The 16126-nt window shown below is 72.6% G+C and carries 12 protein-coding genes and 1 pseudogene; 5 read left to right on the top strand and 8 right to left on the bottom strand.

Annotation, left to right across the window (positions count from 1 at the left end; genetic code table 11):
* Positions 1–247 precede the first annotated feature (247 nt).
* Positions 248–1813, top strand: a complete 1566-nt coding sequence (locus FHU28_RS11335) for an aldehyde dehydrogenase family protein (RefSeq protein ID WP_184683529.1) — start codon at positions 248–250, stop codon at positions 1811–1813.
* A gap of 176 nt (positions 1814–1989) precedes the next feature.
* Here FHU28_RS11335 and FHU28_RS11330 read toward each other — a convergent pair whose 3' ends face one another.
* Both FHU28_RS11330 and FHU28_RS11325 read right to left on the bottom strand, forming a co-directional pair.
* Positions 1990–3129 carry a GNAT family N-acetyltransferase gene (locus FHU28_RS11330; RefSeq protein WP_260412880.1) on the bottom strand — a complete coding sequence of 380 codons (1140 nt, stop codon included), beginning with the start codon at positions 3127–3129 and terminating at the stop codon, positions 1990–1992.
* 80 nt (positions 3130–3209) lie between these two features.
* Entirely contained in the window at positions 3210–3914 is a 705-nt protein-coding gene (locus FHU28_RS11325; RefSeq protein ID WP_116505060.1) for an ACT domain-containing protein, read from the bottom strand.
* Positions 3915–4064: 150 nt separating this feature from the next.
* Between FHU28_RS11325 and FHU28_RS11320 the strand changes: the two genes are divergently transcribed.
* Together FHU28_RS11320 and FHU28_RS11315 are read left to right on the top strand one after the other, a co-directional pair.
* Positions 4065–5135 (top strand): phosphotransferase family protein, encoded by a 1071-nt coding sequence (locus FHU28_RS11320; RefSeq protein WP_184683527.1) that lies wholly within the window; start codon positions 4065–4067, stop codon positions 5133–5135.
* The gene (locus FHU28_RS11315) at positions 5136–6347 is read left to right on the top strand and encodes an acyl-CoA dehydrogenase family protein (RefSeq protein ID WP_184683525.1); all 1212 of its coding nucleotides are present in this window, start codon (positions 5136–5138) and stop codon (positions 6345–6347) included.
* Between the two features lie 24 nt (positions 6348–6371).
* On the opposite strand, the gene FHU28_RS11310 is transcribed toward FHU28_RS11315, so the two are convergent.
* The 6 genes and pseudogenes from FHU28_RS11310 to FHU28_RS11285 form a co-directional block, all read right to left on the bottom strand.
* Positions 6372–7418 carry a LacI family DNA-binding transcriptional regulator gene (locus tag FHU28_RS11310; protein ID WP_184683515.1) on the bottom strand — a complete coding sequence of 349 codons (1047 nt, stop codon included), beginning with the start codon at positions 7416–7418 and terminating at the stop codon, positions 6372–6374.
* A gap of 84 nt (positions 7419–7502) precedes the next feature.
* Positions 7503–8936, bottom strand: coding sequence for a GH1 family beta-glucosidase (locus tag FHU28_RS11305; protein ID WP_184683513.1), 1434 nt, complete (start codon positions 8934–8936; stop codon positions 7503–7505).
* Complete coding sequence (locus tag FHU28_RS11300; RefSeq protein WP_198937639.1) at positions 8933–9733, bottom strand: carbohydrate ABC transporter permease; 801 nt, start codon at positions 9731–9733, stop codon at positions 8933–8935. Before FHU28_RS11300 ends, FHU28_RS11305 begins: the two co-directional genes overlap by 4 nt.
* Before the next feature lie 105 nt (positions 9734–9838).
* Positions 9839–10819: a carbohydrate ABC transporter permease gene (locus tag FHU28_RS11295; RefSeq protein ID WP_043325606.1), complete on the bottom strand. Its 981-nt coding sequence runs from the start codon at positions 10817–10819 to the stop codon at positions 9839–9841.
* A 119-nt stretch (positions 10820–10938) separates the two neighbouring features.
* On the bottom strand, positions 10939–12258 hold the full coding sequence (locus FHU28_RS11290) for an ABC transporter substrate-binding protein (RefSeq protein ID WP_184683511.1): 1320 nt from the start codon (positions 12256–12258) through the stop codon (positions 10939–10941).
* A 232-nt stretch (positions 12259–12490) separates the two neighbouring features.
* A pseudogene (locus FHU28_RS11285) lies at positions 12491–13036 on the bottom strand (plasmid pRiA4b ORF-3 family protein).
* A gap of 150 nt (positions 13037–13186) precedes the next feature.
* Here FHU28_RS11285 and FHU28_RS11280 point away from each other — a divergent pair.
* On the top strand, positions 13187–13972 hold the full coding sequence (locus tag FHU28_RS11280) for a pyrimidine reductase family protein (RefSeq protein WP_184683507.1): 786 nt from the start codon (positions 13187–13189) through the stop codon (positions 13970–13972).
* A 394-nt stretch (positions 13973–14366) separates the two neighbouring features.
* Positions 14367–16115, top strand: a complete 1749-nt coding sequence (locus tag FHU28_RS11275) for an ATP-binding protein (RefSeq protein ID WP_184683504.1) — start codon at positions 14367–14369, stop codon at positions 16113–16115.
* The last annotated feature ends 11 nt before the right edge of the window (positions 16116–16126 follow it).

Genomic DNA, 16126 nt, shown 5'->3' with positions numbered 1-16126 from the left:
GACGTACTGGCGGGTAACCAACGGGAGCTGGATCACAACATCGATGTGCATCGATATTGAGGCGGCTCGTTCCCAGCTCAGCGGCATCGCGGTGGCGACGAACGCACCGCTGACGGCCCCGTCCGGGCCGCCGCCGTCCTGGCATACGAGCGTACGGTTGCCCGCCCGCTCGGCACCGCGCGACAGTACGCCTCACCTGCGGTGCCATCGACGCCGCCGCTCCCCGGACAACCCTGAGGAGATCGCGATGGCTCTACGACTCGCCGAGGGCACCTCCTGGTCCGACACGCTCGCCCGGGCGGTGGCCGCCACACCCGAGGCATTCGACACCACACCCGAGGGCGTACCCACGCTCCACAATCTCGTCCAGGGGCAGTGGCGCGCGCTCGGCACACCGGCTCCGGTCCGTACCCCGGTCGACAACACGGTCCTCATCCACCTGGCCCGGCTCGACGCCGAGGCGGCGCGCGGCGCTGTCGCCCACGCCGCGGCGGCGCACCGGGAGTGGGCGCGGACCCCGCTGCCCGAGCGCATCGCCCGGGTCACCGACGCGCTCGACGCGCTCACCGAGCACCGCGACCTGCTCGCCCTGCTGCTGGTCTGGGAGATCGGCAAGCCGTGGCGGCTGGCCTGCGCCGACGTGGACCGGGCGCTGGACGGCGTGCGCTGGTACGTGGGCGAGATCGAGCGGATGCTCGCCGACGGCCGGGAGCCGCTGCCCGGCCCGGTCAGCAACATCGCCTCCTGGAACTACCCGATGAGCGTGCTGGTGCACGCCGAGCTGGTGCAGTTGCTGGCCGGCAACGCGGTGATCGCCAAGACCCCGTCCCAGGGCGGCGCGGTCTGCCTCACCGTCGCCCACGCGCTGATGCGCCGCGCCGGACTGCCCGCCACCCTGCTGTCCGGCAGCGGCGAGGAACTGTCCGAGGTGCTCGTCCGCGCGCCGGAGATCGGCGCGGTGGCGTTCGTCGGCGGCCGCTCCAACGGCGGCAAGGTCGCCGCCGCGCTGCTCGACTGCGACAAGCGGCACTTCATCGAGCAGGAGGGCCTCAACGCCTGGGGCATCTGGAACTTCTCCCAGTGGGACTCGCTCGCCGCGCACCTGCGCAAGGGCTTCGAGTACGGCAAGCAGCGCTGCACCGCGTACCCCCGGTTCGTGGTCCAGCGCGACCTGGTCGACGAGTTCCTCGACATGTACCTGCCGGTGGTCCGCTCGATCCGGTTCGGCCATCCACTTGCGGTGGACGAGACGTGGCGGGCCGGCGACCCGCTGCCGGAGCTGGACTTCGGGCCGCTGATCAGCGCCGCCAAGGCCGAGGAGCTGCGCCGCAAGGTCGAGGAGGCGGTACGCGGCGGCGCCGTGCCGCTGCACCGGGGCAAGCTCGACGGCGCGCCGTTCCTCGACGGGCAGGACACGTCCGCGTACGTGGCCCCCGCAGTGCTGCTGGCCCCGCCCGGCCGGTCCCGCCTGATGCACGCCGAGCCGTTCGGCCCGGTCGACACCATCGTCGTGGTGGACACCACCGACGAGCTGCTGGCGGCGATGAACGCCTCCAACGGCGCGCTTGTCGCGTCGCTGGCCTGCGACGACGAGGAGCTCGCCGGCAAGCTGGCGGTGGACCTCCAGGCGTTCAAGGTGGGCATCAACAAGCCGCGCTCCCGGGGCGACCGGGACGAGCCGTTCGGCGGCCGGGGCGCCTCCTGGAAGGGCGCGTTCGTCGGCGGCGACCTGCTGGTGCAGGCGGTGACGGTGGGCGGCGACGGCCGGCTCTACGGCAACTTCCCCGACTACAGCAGCTACCCCGCCACCTGATCCCGCGAACACGGACGGGGCCCCCGCATCGGGGGCCCCGCCGTGTCACCGTCCCCCGCATCGGAGGTCGGTCCGGGTGGCGCGCGAACGCGCCGGTTGCGGCCCTCCGGTCGGATCCCTCGGGCGTGCCGCGCCGTTGCGGCTCACCTCCGTGATCCGGCCGGACGGCCGTCAGCTCATCCTGGCCGCCGCGCCGGCACGACCGCGCCGGCACGCGCGCCGTGACCGGCCACCGCCGGTCCGCCGGTCACCACGTCACCGCCGGACGCCGGCTCGCCCGTCGGCGGCGCGGGAACCAGCGGAAGCGTCACGGTCAGCACCGCGCCGTCACGTTCCATCGCCACCGGCCGGTCCAGGCGGCGCAGCGTACGCAGCATCGGGGTGTTCTCGGCCTGCACGTGCAGCAGCACGGCGGCGTACCCGGCCCGGTCGGCGTGGCCGAGCAGGCGGCGCAGCAGCGCCGAGCCCAGGCCCCGGCGCTGCCAGTCGTCGCGGACCAGCAGCGCCGCCTCGGCCTCGTCGCCCTCACCGAGCAGGTTCGCCATCGCCACGACCGGCTCCGCCGCCCCGCCGGAGCCCGCCGTGGCGAGCAGTGTCACGCCCCGGGCCGGCTCCAGCAGCCGGCGCAGCCGCGCCGGCGCCGGGTCGGCAGCCCCGCTCAGGTAACGCCGCTGCCGGCTCTGCGGCGAGCAGGCCGCGTGCAGCTCACGTACGCCGGGGACGTCCTCGGCCGTCGCCGCCCGCACCGACACCTCCCCGCCGTCGGGCAGCACCAGCGTGACCCGGTCGGTGTCCCGGCGGGCCAGCATCGCCGCCAGCTCGACGAGGGCCTGCGCCCGGGCGTACTCGGCCGGGGTGAAGCTCGGCTCCCGGCGGCGCAGCTCGTACGCGCCGCCGGCCGGGTCCGCGAGCGCCATGGTCGTGCCGCCCACCCCGCCCGGCGCGGCGGCGGGCGTGGGACGCCAGGTCACGGTGTCGGCGCCGAGCAGCGTGCGCAGCGCCACGCCGGTCGCCTCCGGGTCACGGACCAGCCGCCCGGCGAGCCCGACCACCCGGGTCGGCTCGTCGGCCAGCCCGCGCGCCTCGCTGCGCGCGACCCAGCAGTCCCGGCCCCGGCCGCGCTCCACGGCGGCCCGCAGTTCCGCCTCGGTGACGTGCTCGGGGGCGTCGACCAGGAAGTCGTCGACCGCGCCGGCCTCGGTGGTGTGCACCTGCACGCTGAGGATGTTGACCCCGCGCAACGCGAGGCTCGCCGTGAGCACCGACAGGTAACCCGGCCGGTCGTCCACGGTGGCTCGGATCCGCCACAGCGCCATGGTTGTCTCCCTTCCTCGACACCGACCATGCCGTGCCCCTGTTGCGGGCCCGTTGCCCCGCGGTGACGCGGCCCGTCCGGTCAGGTGACGGTGGTCACGGGTGGCGCGCCGACCAGGTCCAGCCGGTCGCCGAGGATCACCGCGCTGGCGCGGACGATCTGGGCGAGCCGGTCCACCTCGGTGGAGTGGAACCCGGCCGCGGCCAGTGGCTCGCTGTGGTCGCGGGCGACCACCAGCACCAGGCCGGCCCGGCCGAACGGCGCGACCGCGTAGTGGTGCCCCTCCGGGCTGGTGATGGACCGCGCCCGCAGCGGGGTCACCTCGGGCAGCCGCGGCGGCGTCGGCGCCCGCCAGCTCGCGTGGCCGATCGCGGCGACGCCCGCCTCGCCGCTGCGCGAGGCCCAGTCCAGGGGTACGACGGCGGCCACCGCCCAGTCGGCGGCGAGCAGCCCGGGGGCCGCGTCGACGAGCGTGGCCACCCCGTCGGCCGGGTTGGCGGCCACCTGGGCGAGCAGCTCCGCGTCCTGCCCGGTGGTGGTGGGCGCGCCGATCGCCCGCCACACGCCGTCCACCCGCACGCCGGGGATCGCGGCCAGCCCGGCGAGCATCCGCTCCACCCGCGCCGCGCCCGGCCACACCACTGTGAAGTCGTCCACCGCCCGGCCGCCGAGCCGCTCCAGGACCACCACCTGCACGATGTCGGCACCGGAGACGCCGAGTGTCCGGGCCACCTGGCCGAGCGTGCCCGGTCGGTCCGGCAGGGTCACCCGAACTCTCAGCAGCATGTCTGATCCCCTCCGCTCGGCGGGCCGGCCGGGCGGCCGACAGGCTGGGGCCCAGCCTGCCGGTTGACCATTTCGCCCCTGTTGCAGCGGCATGTCCCGCCGGGAAAGCCTGACCTTGACAACAAAGCTGAGCTGCCATCAACTATTCGGATGACCGATCCGGCCGCCGTCGCCCGGTTCTCGGCCGGCTCGGCACCCCGCGGGCTCGACCTCGACCGGCTCACCGCCTACCTGGCCGCGCACCGGCCGGGCCTGACCGGCCCGCTGTCGGCGCGGCTGATCGCCGGCGGCAAGTCCAACCTGACCTACCTGCTGCGCGCCGGCGACCGCGAGGTGGTGCTGCGCCGGCCGCCGCTCGGGCACGTGCTGGCCACCGCGCACGACATGGCCCGGGAGCACCGGGTGATCTCGGCGCTCGCGCCGACCGGCGTACCGGTGCCGGAGGCGCTGCTGCTCTGCGCCGACGAGAGCGTCATCGGCGCGCCGTTCTACCTGATGGCGAAGGTCGACGGCGAGGTCTACCGGCGGCGGGAGCAGACCGACGCGCTGACGCCGGCGCAGCGGCGCGACCTCGCGATGGCGATGATGGACACGCTCGCCACGCTGCACCGGGTCGAGCCGGCCGAGGTGGGCCTGGCCGACTTCGGCCGCCCCGACGGCTACCTGGGCCGGCAGGTACGCCGCTGGGCCGGCCAGCTCGACCGCTCCCGCAGCCGGCCGCTGCCCGGCATCGACGAGCTGCGCGACGCGCTGGCCGCGAGCGTGCCCGAGGGCGCGAACGCGGGCCGGATCGTGCACGGCGACTACCGGCTGGACAACCTGCTCGCCACCGTCGACCCGGTGGCGGTGCGGGCGGTGCTCGACTGGGAGATGGCCACGCTCGGCGACCCGCTGGCCGACCTCGGGCTGCTGCTGACGTACTGGGACGTCCTGGGCGACAGCGACCACGGCGAGGGCAACCCGGTGGCCGACGGCATCGGCCCGCGCGCCGGTTTCCCCATCGGCGCCGAGCTGATCGAGCGGTACGCCGGGCGCGCCGGCGTCGACGTCGGGCCGCTGCACTGGCACGTGGCGCTCGGCTGTTTCAAGCTGGCGGTGATCTGCGAGGGCATCCACTACCGGCACACGCTCGGGCAGACGCTGGGCGAGGGTTTCGACCGGATCGGTGACATGGTGGCGCCACTCGTGGCGCACGGGCTGCGCGCGGTGAGGGAGAACTAGATGGAGTTCGCGTACGACGACCGGACGGTCGAGCTGCGGCAACGGCTGGAGGCGTTCCTCACCGAGTGCGTGTACCCGGCCGAGCCGGTGCACCACGAGCAGGTGCTCGCGGCCGGCGACCCGTGGGCCCGCCCGCCGGTGATGGCGGAGCTGAAGGCGCAGGCGCGTGAGCGCGGGCTGTGGAACCTCTTCCTGCCCGACGCCCGCTACGGCGCCGGCCTGACCAACCTGCAGTACGCGCCGCTGGCCGAGCTGACCGGCCGCAGCCCGCACCTGGCCCCGGAGGCGCTCAACTGCGCCGCGCCGGACACCGGCAACATGGAGCTGCTGGCCGAGTTCGGCTCCGAGGCGCAGCGCAAGCAGTGGCTCATGCCGCTGCTGGCCGGGGAGATCCGGTCCGCGTTCTGCATGACCGAGCCGGAGGTGGCCTCCTCCGACGCGACGAACATCGGCACCCGGATCACCCGCGACGGCGACCACTACGTGATCAACGGCCGTAAGTGGTGGTCGTCCGGGGCGATGGACCCGCGCTGCGAGATCTTCATCGTGATGGGCAAGACCGACCCGGACGCCGACCGGCACCGCCAGCAGAGCATGATCCTGGTGCCCCGGGACACCCCCGGCGTGACGGTACGACGCGGGATGCGTGTCTTCGGCTACAGCGACGCCCCGCACGGCGGGCACGCCGAGATCGACTTCACCGACGTGCGGGTGCCGGTGGAGAACCTGGTCGGCGAGGAGGGCACCGGGTTCGCCATCGCGCAGGCCCGGCTCGGCCCCGGCCGCATCCACCACTGCATGCGCCTGGTCGGCATGGCCGAGCGGGCCCTGGAGCTGCTCTGCCGGCGCGTGCTCGACCGGGTGGCGTTCGGCCGTCCGCTCGCCGAGCAGGGCGTGGTGCGGGAGTGGATCGCCGAGTCGCGGGTCCGCATCGAGCAGGCCCGCCTGCTGGTGCTCAAGACCGCGTGGCTGATGGACACCGTCGGCAACAAGGGCGCGCACACCGAGATCCAGGCCATCAAGATCGCCACGCCGCTGATGGCCGAGTGGGTGATCGACAAGGCGATCCAGGCGCACGGCGGGGCCGGTGTCAGCCAGGACACCCCGCTGGCCGAACTGTGGGCGGCGGCCCGCACGCTGCGCCTGGCCGACGGCCCGGACGAGGTGCACCGCGCCTCGCTGGCCCGCCGGGAACTGCGCCGCTGGTCCTGACCGGCTCCCTGCTGGACGGGCGGGTCAGGCGGAGGCGCGGTGGATGAGCTCGGTGTCCAGCAGCACGTGCGGCGAGGGGACCTCCTCGCCGCGGATGCGGGAGACCAGCAGCCGGGCCATCTGCCGGCCCATCTCCTCGACCGGCTGGAACACGGTGGTCAGCGGCGGCTCGGCCTGACGCGCGATCGGGGCGTCGTCGAAGCCGATCACCGCGACGTCCTCGGGCACCCGGCGGCCGGCCTCGCGCAGCGCGCGCAACGCGCCGAACGCCATCAGGTCGGAGGCGACGAACACCGCGTCCAGTTCCGGGCAGACGTCCAGCAGCCGGCGCATCGCCGCGGTGCCGCTGCCCTCGCTGAAGTCCCCGAACGCGATCAGGCCCGGGTCGACCCGGCCGCCCGCGGCGCGGACGGCCTCCTGGTAGCCGGAGAGCCGGGCCAGGCCGGCGCCCATGTCCTGCGGGCCGGCGATGGTGGCGACCCGCCGTCGCCCATTGCGGAACAGGTGCTCCACCGCCTGCCGCGCGCCGCCGACGTTGTCCATGTCGACGAACCACGCCGGCTGCGCGTTCGGGTGCAGCATCCGCGCCGGCCGGCCGCCGAGCACCGTCGGCAGGCCGCGCTCCTCCAGCAGCGTGGGCAGCGGGTCGGCGTCGTGCAGCGAGAGCAGGAGCACGCCGTCCACGTGCTGGTTGGTCAGGTGGTGCTCGACCCGTTCCCGCTCGATCGGCGACTGCACCATGGCCAGCCAGAGCTGCATCGGCGTCTCCACCAGCCCGGAGCTGACGCCCCGGACGATCGCCGCGAAGAACGGCTCGGTGAAGACCCGCTCGCCCGACTCGGAGACGACAAGGGCCACCGAGTCGGTCCGCTGGGTGACCAGCGCACGGGCGGCGCGGTTCGGCACGTACCCCAGCTCGGCGATGGCCTGCTGGACGGCGGCCCGGGCCTCCGGGCTGACCTGCGGCGAGCCGTTGACCACGCGGGAGACCGTGCCGCGCCCGACGCCGGCGCGAGCCGCGACCGCGTCGAGGGTCGGACGCCCGAGCGAGCGGGTGCGCTGCGTTGTCATCGTCTGTTGCTCCTCCGACGGTCGGGCGGACCCGGCACCGATTGAGGCGTCGGCGCCGGGCCGCCCGTTACTGGCTGGCCCAGCTTATTGTGCGGGCAGTCCGTTGCGTCGGATCACGTCGGCGTACCACCTGGCGCTGGACTTCACGATCCGGGCCTGGCTGTCGTAGTCGACATAGACCATGCCGAACCGCTTCGTGTAGCCCCAGGCCCACTCGAAGTTGTCCATCAGCGACCAGGCGAAGTAGCCCTTGAGCGGCACGCCGGCCTCGATCGCGGCGTGCGCCGCGCGCAGGTGCGCGGCGAAGTAGGCCAGCCGGTCCGGGTCGTCCACCCGGCCGTCGACCAGCTCGTCGACGAACGCCGAGCCGTTCTCTGTGACGTAGAGCGGCAGGTCCGTGTACTCCCGGTGGACCCGCTCCAGCGTCTCCACCAGGCCCGGGGCGTCGATCTCCCAGTTCATGTCCGTCACCGGGACACCCCGGGTGACGAACCGGACATCCTCGCTGGCCGGCCAGCAGGACGGCGCCCGCCAGTAGGGCTCCGGCTCCGCGCCCTCGACCGGCGCGGCGACCACGTGCCGGCTGTAGTAGTTGATCCCGACCATGTCCAGCGGCGTGGCGATGGTCGCCAGGTCACCGTCGCGCACGTGCCCCATGTCGGTGAGCCCGCGCACGTCGGCGACGAGGTCCGCGGGGTACGCGCCACGCAGCACCGGGTCGAGGAAGAACCGGTTGGCCAGCGCGTCGATCCGGCGGGCCGCGTCGGCGTCCGCCTCCGAGCCGGTCGCCGGGGTGACCGGGTACAGGTTGACGGTGATGCCGAGCTGCGTGTCCGGACGGACCGCGCGGACCGCCTGCACGGCCAGGCCGTGACCGAGCATCAGGTGGTGCCCGGCCCGCAGCGCGTCCGCGCCGTCGGAGCGGCCCGGCGCGTGCACGCCGGAGCCGTAGCCGAGGAACGCCGAGCACCACGGCTCGTTCAGCGTGGTGAAGTACTTCACCCGGTCGCCGAGGGCCTCGGCGACCAGGTGCGCGTACTCGGCGAACCGGCCGGCGGTGTCCCGGGCCGGCCAGCCGCCCGCGTCCTCCAGCGGCTGCGGCAGGTCCCAGTGGTAGAGCGTCAGCCAGGGCTCGATGCCGTGGCCGAGCAGTTCGTCGATCAGGCGGCGGTAGAAGTCCATGCCCTCCTGGTTGACGCCGCCCGTGCCGCCCGGCTGCACCCGCGGCCAGCTCACCGAGAAGCGGTACGACCGCAGGCCCAGGTCGGCCATCAGCCGCACGTCGTCCGGCATCCGGTGGTAGTGGTCGCACGCCACGTCGCCGGTGTGCCCGGCCACCGTCCGCCCCTCGGTGTGGCTGAAGGTGTCCCAGATCGACGGCGCACGGCCACCCTCCGCCGCCGCGCCCTCGATCTGGTACGCGGCGGTGGCCGCGCCCCAGAGGAAGTCGGGCGGGAAGGTGAGGGCCGGACCGGCGTCGAGGAGACCGACGGCGGGCGGGCTTGCTGGGTTGCTCACGACTTGACGGCGCCTTCCATGATGCCGCCGATGATCTGGCGGCCGAACAGAACGAACACGACGAACAGGGGCAGGGTCGCGATCAACGTACCGGCGAAGATCTGCGAGTTGTCGGCGAAGTAGGCGGTGTTGAGGCTGCGCAGCGAGATCTGGACGGTCGGGTTGGACGGGTCGGCCAGCACCACGAACGGCCAGAAGAACTGGTTCCACTGCTCCATGAAGGTCAGCAGACCCAGCACCGCGGCGGCCGGACGCAGCGCGGGCGCCACCACGTGCCAGTACACCCGCCAGGTGGAACAGCCGTCCACCCGAGCAGCCTCGATCAACTCGTTCGGTACCGCCTGTTCGGCGTACTGGCGCATCATGAAGATCCCGAAGCCGCCGATCAGGAACGGAACGGTCACCGACGGCATGGTGTTCAGCCAGTCGAGCTTGGCCATCAGGATGTACAGCGGCAGCACGCCGAGCTGGATCGGCACCATCATCGAGGTGAGGATGATCAGCAGCAGTGCGTTCTTGCCCCGGAAGCGCAGCTTCGCGAACGCGAAGCCGGCCAGCGAGCCGAAGAACACCGTCGCGACGGTGATCGTCCCGGAGACCAGGAACGAGTTCATCAGGCCCTTGAGGATGTTGGCGTCGCTGTTGGCGAGCACCCGCTCGATGTTCTCGCCGAGCTTGCCGCCGGGCAGGAACGGCGGCGGCCAGGAGTTGGCCGCGTCGTTCGTCCGGCTGGCGATCACGATCATCCAGTAGAACGGGAACAGGGAGAGCAGCACGCCGAAGATCAGGCCGATCATGGTGAGCGGGCTGGCCTTCCAGAGCCGCTCGGCCCGGTGGGTGGTCTTCACCGGCGCGCTGTGCCGGGTGGGCGGGCGGACCGCGGTGGTCGTCATCTCGTCACCTCACTTGTCGGAGCTGATGCGGCGGGCGAGCAGGTAGTTGATCGCCGACATCAACGCGATGAGCACGAAGAGCACGAGCGCGACCGCTCCGGCGTACCCCCACCGGAAGCGCTGGTTCATCACGTCGAGCAGGTACATCGTGATGGTCTGGAACTGCCCCTCCGAACCACCGGAGAGACCGCCCGAGCCGCTGGTGAACAGCAGCGGCTCGGTGAACAGCTGAAGGCCGCCGATGGTGGAGATGATCAGCGTGAAGATGATCGTGGGGCGCAGCTGCGGGACCGTGATGGACCAGAACTGGCGCCGCCGGGAGGCGCCGTCCAGCGCCGCGGCCTCGTACATGTCCTTGCTGATCGACTGCATGGCGGCGAGGTAGATCAGCGCGTTGTAGCCGACCCACCGCCAGTCGACCATTGTGGAGATGGCGAACCATGAGGCGAAGCGGTTCGCCCGCCAGTCGATCGGGTCCAGGCCGATGCTGTCGAGCAGCCAGTTGACGAGGCCGAAGTCCTTGGCGTAGAGCATCGAAAAGATCAGCGCGACCACAGCGGTCGAGGTGATGATCGGCATCGCGATGGCCATCCGGAAGAACGTCTGCGCGCGCAGCTTCCGGTTCAGCGCGTTGGCGAGCATCAGCGCCAGCAGCAACTGGGGCACTGTGGAGAGCGCGAACATGCCGAACGTGTTGACCACCGCGTTCCAGAACTGCGGGTCCTCGGTGATCAGTTCGACGAAGTTGTCCATCCCGACGAAGGAGATCGTCGGGTTCAGCGGCGACCGGTCGGTCAACGCGATCCAGACCGTGTACGCGATCGGGTACACGCCGAACACGGCGAAGATCACGAAGAACGGCAGGACGTACAGGTACGGCGAGTACTTCAGGTCCAGCCGGGTCATCGAGGCGGCGCGGCGGCGTGTGTGCCGTGCGGAGCGCGGCGCGCCGGGCTCGGGCGGCGCCGCGGCGTGCAGGTCGAGGCTCATTGGGAGTCCTTCTCCTCGGCCGGTGTCACCCGCCACACGGGCGACGCCGGACTCTGCGGGCACCGCGGGTGGCGCCGGCAGCGTGGGCTGCCGACGCCACCCGCGGGCGGCTCAACCGGTCACTTACCGGCGGCCGCACCGTTCTTCAAGGCCGCCTGCCACTGGTCGCCGGCCGACTTGCCCTGCTCCACGGCGCGCAGCGTGTTCTCCACGGCGGTGCGGACCGCGTTGTTCTTCGGGCCGAGGTAGACCGGCTTCAGCTCGGTGGCGCCGGCGGCGAAGATCTTGCCGACCGGGGCCTTGCTGAAGTAGTCGTTGGTCGAGTCGGCAACGGCCGGGTCGGTGAGCGCCTGCGGGTTCGACGGCAGGTTGCCGACCGCCTTGTACGCGCCGATCTGACCCTTGGCGCTGGTCAGGAACTTGGCCAGCTCCGCGGCCTCCTTCTGGTGCTTGCTCGACTTCGGCACGCCCAGGAAGGAACCGCCCCAGTTGCCACCGGCGCCCGGCGCCTTGGCGATGTCCCACTTGCCGGCCGCCGCGTCACCGGCCTGGCCCTTGATGACACCGGTCATCCAGGCGGGGCAGGCGATGGTGGCGAAGGTGCCGTTCTTGAAGCCGGCGTTCCACTCGTTGGAGAACGACTGGAGGTTGTTGGACAGCCCGGCGGCGATCATCTTGGTGCTGAGGTCGTACGCCGTCTTCACGTCAGCGTTCTGGTCGATGACCATCTTGTTGCTCTTGTCGTAGTACGTGTAGCCGCTGCCCTGGCCCGCGACCTGCATCAGCACCACGTTGTAGAAGTTGGTCGCCGAGTCGACGAACTTGTGCTTCTTGTCGGCGGCGGCGAACTTCTGGCCGGTGGCGATGAACTCGTCCCAGGTCGGCCAGAGCGCGCCGACCTGCTCGCGGTCGGTGGGCAGCCCGGCGGCCTTGAACAGGTCGCTGCGGTAGCACAGCGCCATCGAGCCGACGTCGGTGCCGAGGCCCAGCACCTTGCCGTCGGGGGTGGTGCCCTGCTCCCACTTCCACGGCAGGAAGTTGCCCTTGAGGTCGTTCGCGCCGTGGTCGGCGAGGTTCACGAACTTGTCGGCCTGGGCGTAGAACTGGACGATCGTGCCCTCTTCCAGGGCCACCACGTCACCGGCGCCCGAGCCGGCGGTGATCTGCTGCGTCAGGCGGGTGTTGTAGTCACCGAGGCCGAGGCCCTTGCCCCGCTCCTGGATCTTGACGTTCGTGTGCTCCGCTTCGTACTGCTTGTACAGCTCTTCGTAGCCGAAGCCCTGGTCGCCGAAGACGTCGACGACCAGCGTGATCGGGCCGCCGCCGCTGCCGCTGTCGCCGCTGTCCGAGTCGTCGCCGCAGGCGGCGGTGGTGCCGAGCACGACGACGGACGCGAGCGCGATGGCCGCGAAGCGCCGACGACGGATTGGGACGCTCATCCGAGACCCCTCTTTCGGTGGTGAGGCGATATCTGCTGTGTGGTGGGGGGTGCGTGTCGCGCGGGCCGGAGCGGGCAGGAGGGAGATCCGCGCCACTCTCGGGAGCGCTCCCATGAGGTTGCCGGGAGGTGACAGGGGTGTCAATAGACCGTTGGGAGCGTTCCCATTTCGTTACCGCGCCGTCGGCTGACCCTCCTCGGAGCCCGCGATCAGCGGCGCGCGGGCGGCGCGGTCAGCAGCAGCGGCGCAGCAGGACGGTGGCGCGGTCGCTGTCGAACGCGGCCGGATCGAATGCCGGCCCGGCCCACTCGCGCATCGTCAGGTGCTCCGGGTGCGCCGGGTCGGCGAGCGCGGCCAGCAGGGCCGCGTACCCGGCCGGACCGCCCACGTCCTCCGGCGGGCAGGCCCGCTCCCCGTCCAGGCAGACCGGGTAACGCTCGTCCGGGTCGGCGGCGCAGCAGTCCTCCACCACCAGGTCGTGCTCCCACCAGTCACCGAAGTCGTAGGTGTAGCGGAACCGGTCGCCCTTGCCCGCCAGCGCGTCCAGCCGCACGTCCAGCTAGTCGCGCAGCACCAGCTCGCCGCCCGGATCGGGTTCGCCGTACTGCCGGCCGTCCACGTCGAACGAGTGCAGGTGGCAGTCGCGCCATCCCATCGCGTGCTGGATCACCCGGTGCAGCCGGTCCAGCGTGTAGCCGCCGGGCACCAGCACCCGCCGCCACACCCGCGGCCGGACCCCGGCCAGCGACACCATGAGCTGGAAGATCTGACGCGACACGACGTCCCATCCTTCCTCGGCATAGGCTGCCTGCATGATCTGCCGAGCCTGCCGGGAACGGCGGCACGACGACTGTCCTGGCCGGAAGTGGTGCGACTGCCAGCACCGTACCCCCGAACCCACCCCTCCGGTCACCGGTCCGGCCGGCGAATGAGCGTCGGAACCCCGATCGAACGGATCTGGCCCGCACCCGTCACCGGCGCGCTGACCGACCCGGAACTCACCGCGCTCTACGGCCGGGCGGCCCACCCGCACCTGCGGGTCAACTTCGTCTCCAGCGCCGACGGCGCGGTCACTCTGGACGGCTACTCCGCCGGGCTGTCCGGCGAGCCCGACAAGCGGGTCTTCGGGCTGCTGCGGATGCTCTGCGACGCTCTCGTGGTGGCCGCCGGCACGCTGCGCCACGAGGGCTACCGGGCGCTCCGGCTGAGCCCGGACCGCCGGGCCTGGCGCCGCGAACGAGGGCTGGCCGAGTTCCCGACGCTCGTGGTCGTCTCCGGCTCGCTCGACCTCGACCCGGCCCAGGCCGCGTTCGCCGACGCCCCGGTCCGGCCGGTGGTGCTCACCCACGCCGACGCCGTACCGCCGCCCGGCCTCACCGACGTCGCCGACCTGGTCCGCCGCGGCACCGGCCGGGTCGACCTCGCTGCCGGCCTGGCCGAGCTGCGCCGCCGCGGGCTGGACCAGGTGCTCTGCGAGGGCGGCCCGCACCTGTTCGGCGCGCTCACCGCCGCCGACCTCGTCGACGAGCTGTGCCTGACCGTGGCGCCCCTGCTCGCCGGCGCCGGCCCGGGCCGGATCACCGCCGGGGACGCCAGCGCCCCGCGTCACCTGCCGCTGCGTCACGTGCTGGCGGCCGCCGACGGGGTGCTCATGCTGCGGTACGCCCGCGACCCCGCCGACCCGCCACCCGCCGGCGCCGCCCCCGCCGCCTGACCAGCACCCAGCCGGCCGCGCTCCCGGAGAGCGGGACGCGGGTCTCGACATTTGGAGCGGCTCTCGCGCCGAGCGGCGATCTTGGCGACTTGTCGCTCACAGTTGACGGAAACTTGCCAAGCAACCGGGGTGCGCGGGCGAGTGGAACGTCATGGGTGTCAAAAGCGCGCGGAGACACCCATGGCGTTCCACCGAGCCGGCCGGGCCGGGGGGCCCGAGACAGCGCCGGAGCGGGCGGAAACGTACGCACCGTGGCCGGGCGGATCCGGGCGGCTACCGTTCGGCGCACGGCCGGCGTGGCGTCCGCCGCGTCGCGTGGCAACCTGTCGCATCCCTCGGGCAGGATGCACGACGTGCACCGCCAACGGTACGACCAGCCGACCGGAGACCGCCGATGACCGACGACCAGCTCGACGGGCCCGGCGAGGGTGTCGGCCGGGTGCTCGGCACCGCCGACGCCACCCCGCTCACCTTCTGGACGGCTGTCGCGCCGGGCAGCTACCTGCAGCTGGACGACGTGGTGGTGACCCGCCGGGAGCTGCCCGACCGGGAGCCGGTGACGATCGCCGGGGTGGTGACCCAGGTGCGCGCCCGGCACGAGGGGGCGCAGTTCGACTCCGACGTCTTCGCCATCGCCGACGGCACGCTGCCGGCGCAGGTGCAGGAGGCCGCCGAGGTCACCACCACCCGGGTCGACCCGGAGTTCTACGTGCCGCCGACGCCGGGCGCTGTGGTGCACCGGGCCGAGGGGGACGCGCGGGCGCGGGCGCTGCACTTCGACCGGATGGAGCGGCGGATCCCGATGGGGATGGGCCGCGACGGGGTGCCGGTCTACCTCAACGCCGACTTCCTCGACGGCACCCGGGGCGCGCACGTGTCGATCTCCGGCATCTCCGGTGTCGCCACCAAGACGAGCTTCGCCACGTTCCTGCTCTACTCGGTGTTCCGCTCCGGCGTGCTGGGCGGCGACGCGGTGAACGCCAAGGCGCTGATCTTCAACGTCAAGGGCGAGGACCTGCTCTTCCTCGACCACCCGAACAGCCGGCTCGACGACCCGACGCGGGCGGCGTACGCGAAGCTGGGCCTGGATGCCGGCGCGTTCCCGGACGTGCGGGTGTACGCCCCGCCGCGGGTCGGCGACTCCTCCGGCACACCCGATGTGAGCAGCCGGCTCACCGGCGTGGACAGCTTCTACTGGACGCTGTCCGAGTTCTGCGCCGACCGGCTCCTGCCGTACGTGTTCGCCGACGCCGACGACGAGCGCCAGCAGTACACGATGGTGGTCCACTCGGTCGCCGCGCACCTGGCCCGCTACGCCCAGCCCGCCGACGGCGGGGTGAGCATCGACGGGGTGCGGCTCGGCTCGTACGCCGATCTGGTCGACCACGTGGTCGACCAGCTCAACGACGACGAGACGCGCGGCGAGTGGGCCGGCAGCGCGGTCGGGCTGGGCACTGTGAACGCGTTCGCCCGCCGGCTGATCGGCAGCAAGAAGGACCTGGGCCGGCTGATCCGGGGCGACCTGGCCACCCGCCGCCCGCACTCGATCAACACGGCGGAGAGCGCCCAGGTGACTGTGGTCGACCTGCACAACCTGCCGGATCGCGCGCAGCGGTTCGTGGTCGGTGTGACGCTCAAGAGCGAGTTCGAGCGCAAGGAGAAGGCGGGCACCGCCAAGCCGCTGCTGTTCGTCGTGCTGGACGAGCTGAACAAGTACGCGCCGCGGGAGGGCTCGTCGCCGATCAAGGAGGTGCTGCTCGACATCGCCGAGCGGGGCCGTTCGCTGGGCGTGATCCTGGTCGGCGCGCAGCAGACCGCCAGCGAGGTGGAGCGGCGGATCGTCACCAACTCGGCGATCCGGGTGGTGGGCCGGCTCGACCCGGCCGAGGCGTCCCGCCCGGAGTACGGCTTCCTGCCGCCCGCCCAGCGGCAGCGGGCGCTGCTGGCCAAGCCGGGCACGATGTTCGTCAACCAGCCGGACATCCCGGTGCCGCTCTGCCTGGAGTTCCCGTTCCCGGCGTGGGCCACCCGGGTCTCGGAGGCGGGCCGCGCGCCTTCGGAGACGCTACGGTCGATCACCCAGGCCGCCGATCCGTTCGCGGTGGTCGGCTCCGGCTCCTCCGACGACGACATCCCGTTCTAGGCGGCACCCAG

Origin of the sequence: Micromonospora echinospora (assembly GCF_014203425.1) — a bacterium.
Lineage (GTDB): Bacteria > Actinomycetota > Actinomycetes > Mycobacteriales > Micromonosporaceae > Micromonospora > Micromonospora echinospora_A.
The sequence above is the reverse complement of the archived record's forward strand: the minus strand, read 5'-3'. Positions and strand labels throughout refer to the sequence as shown.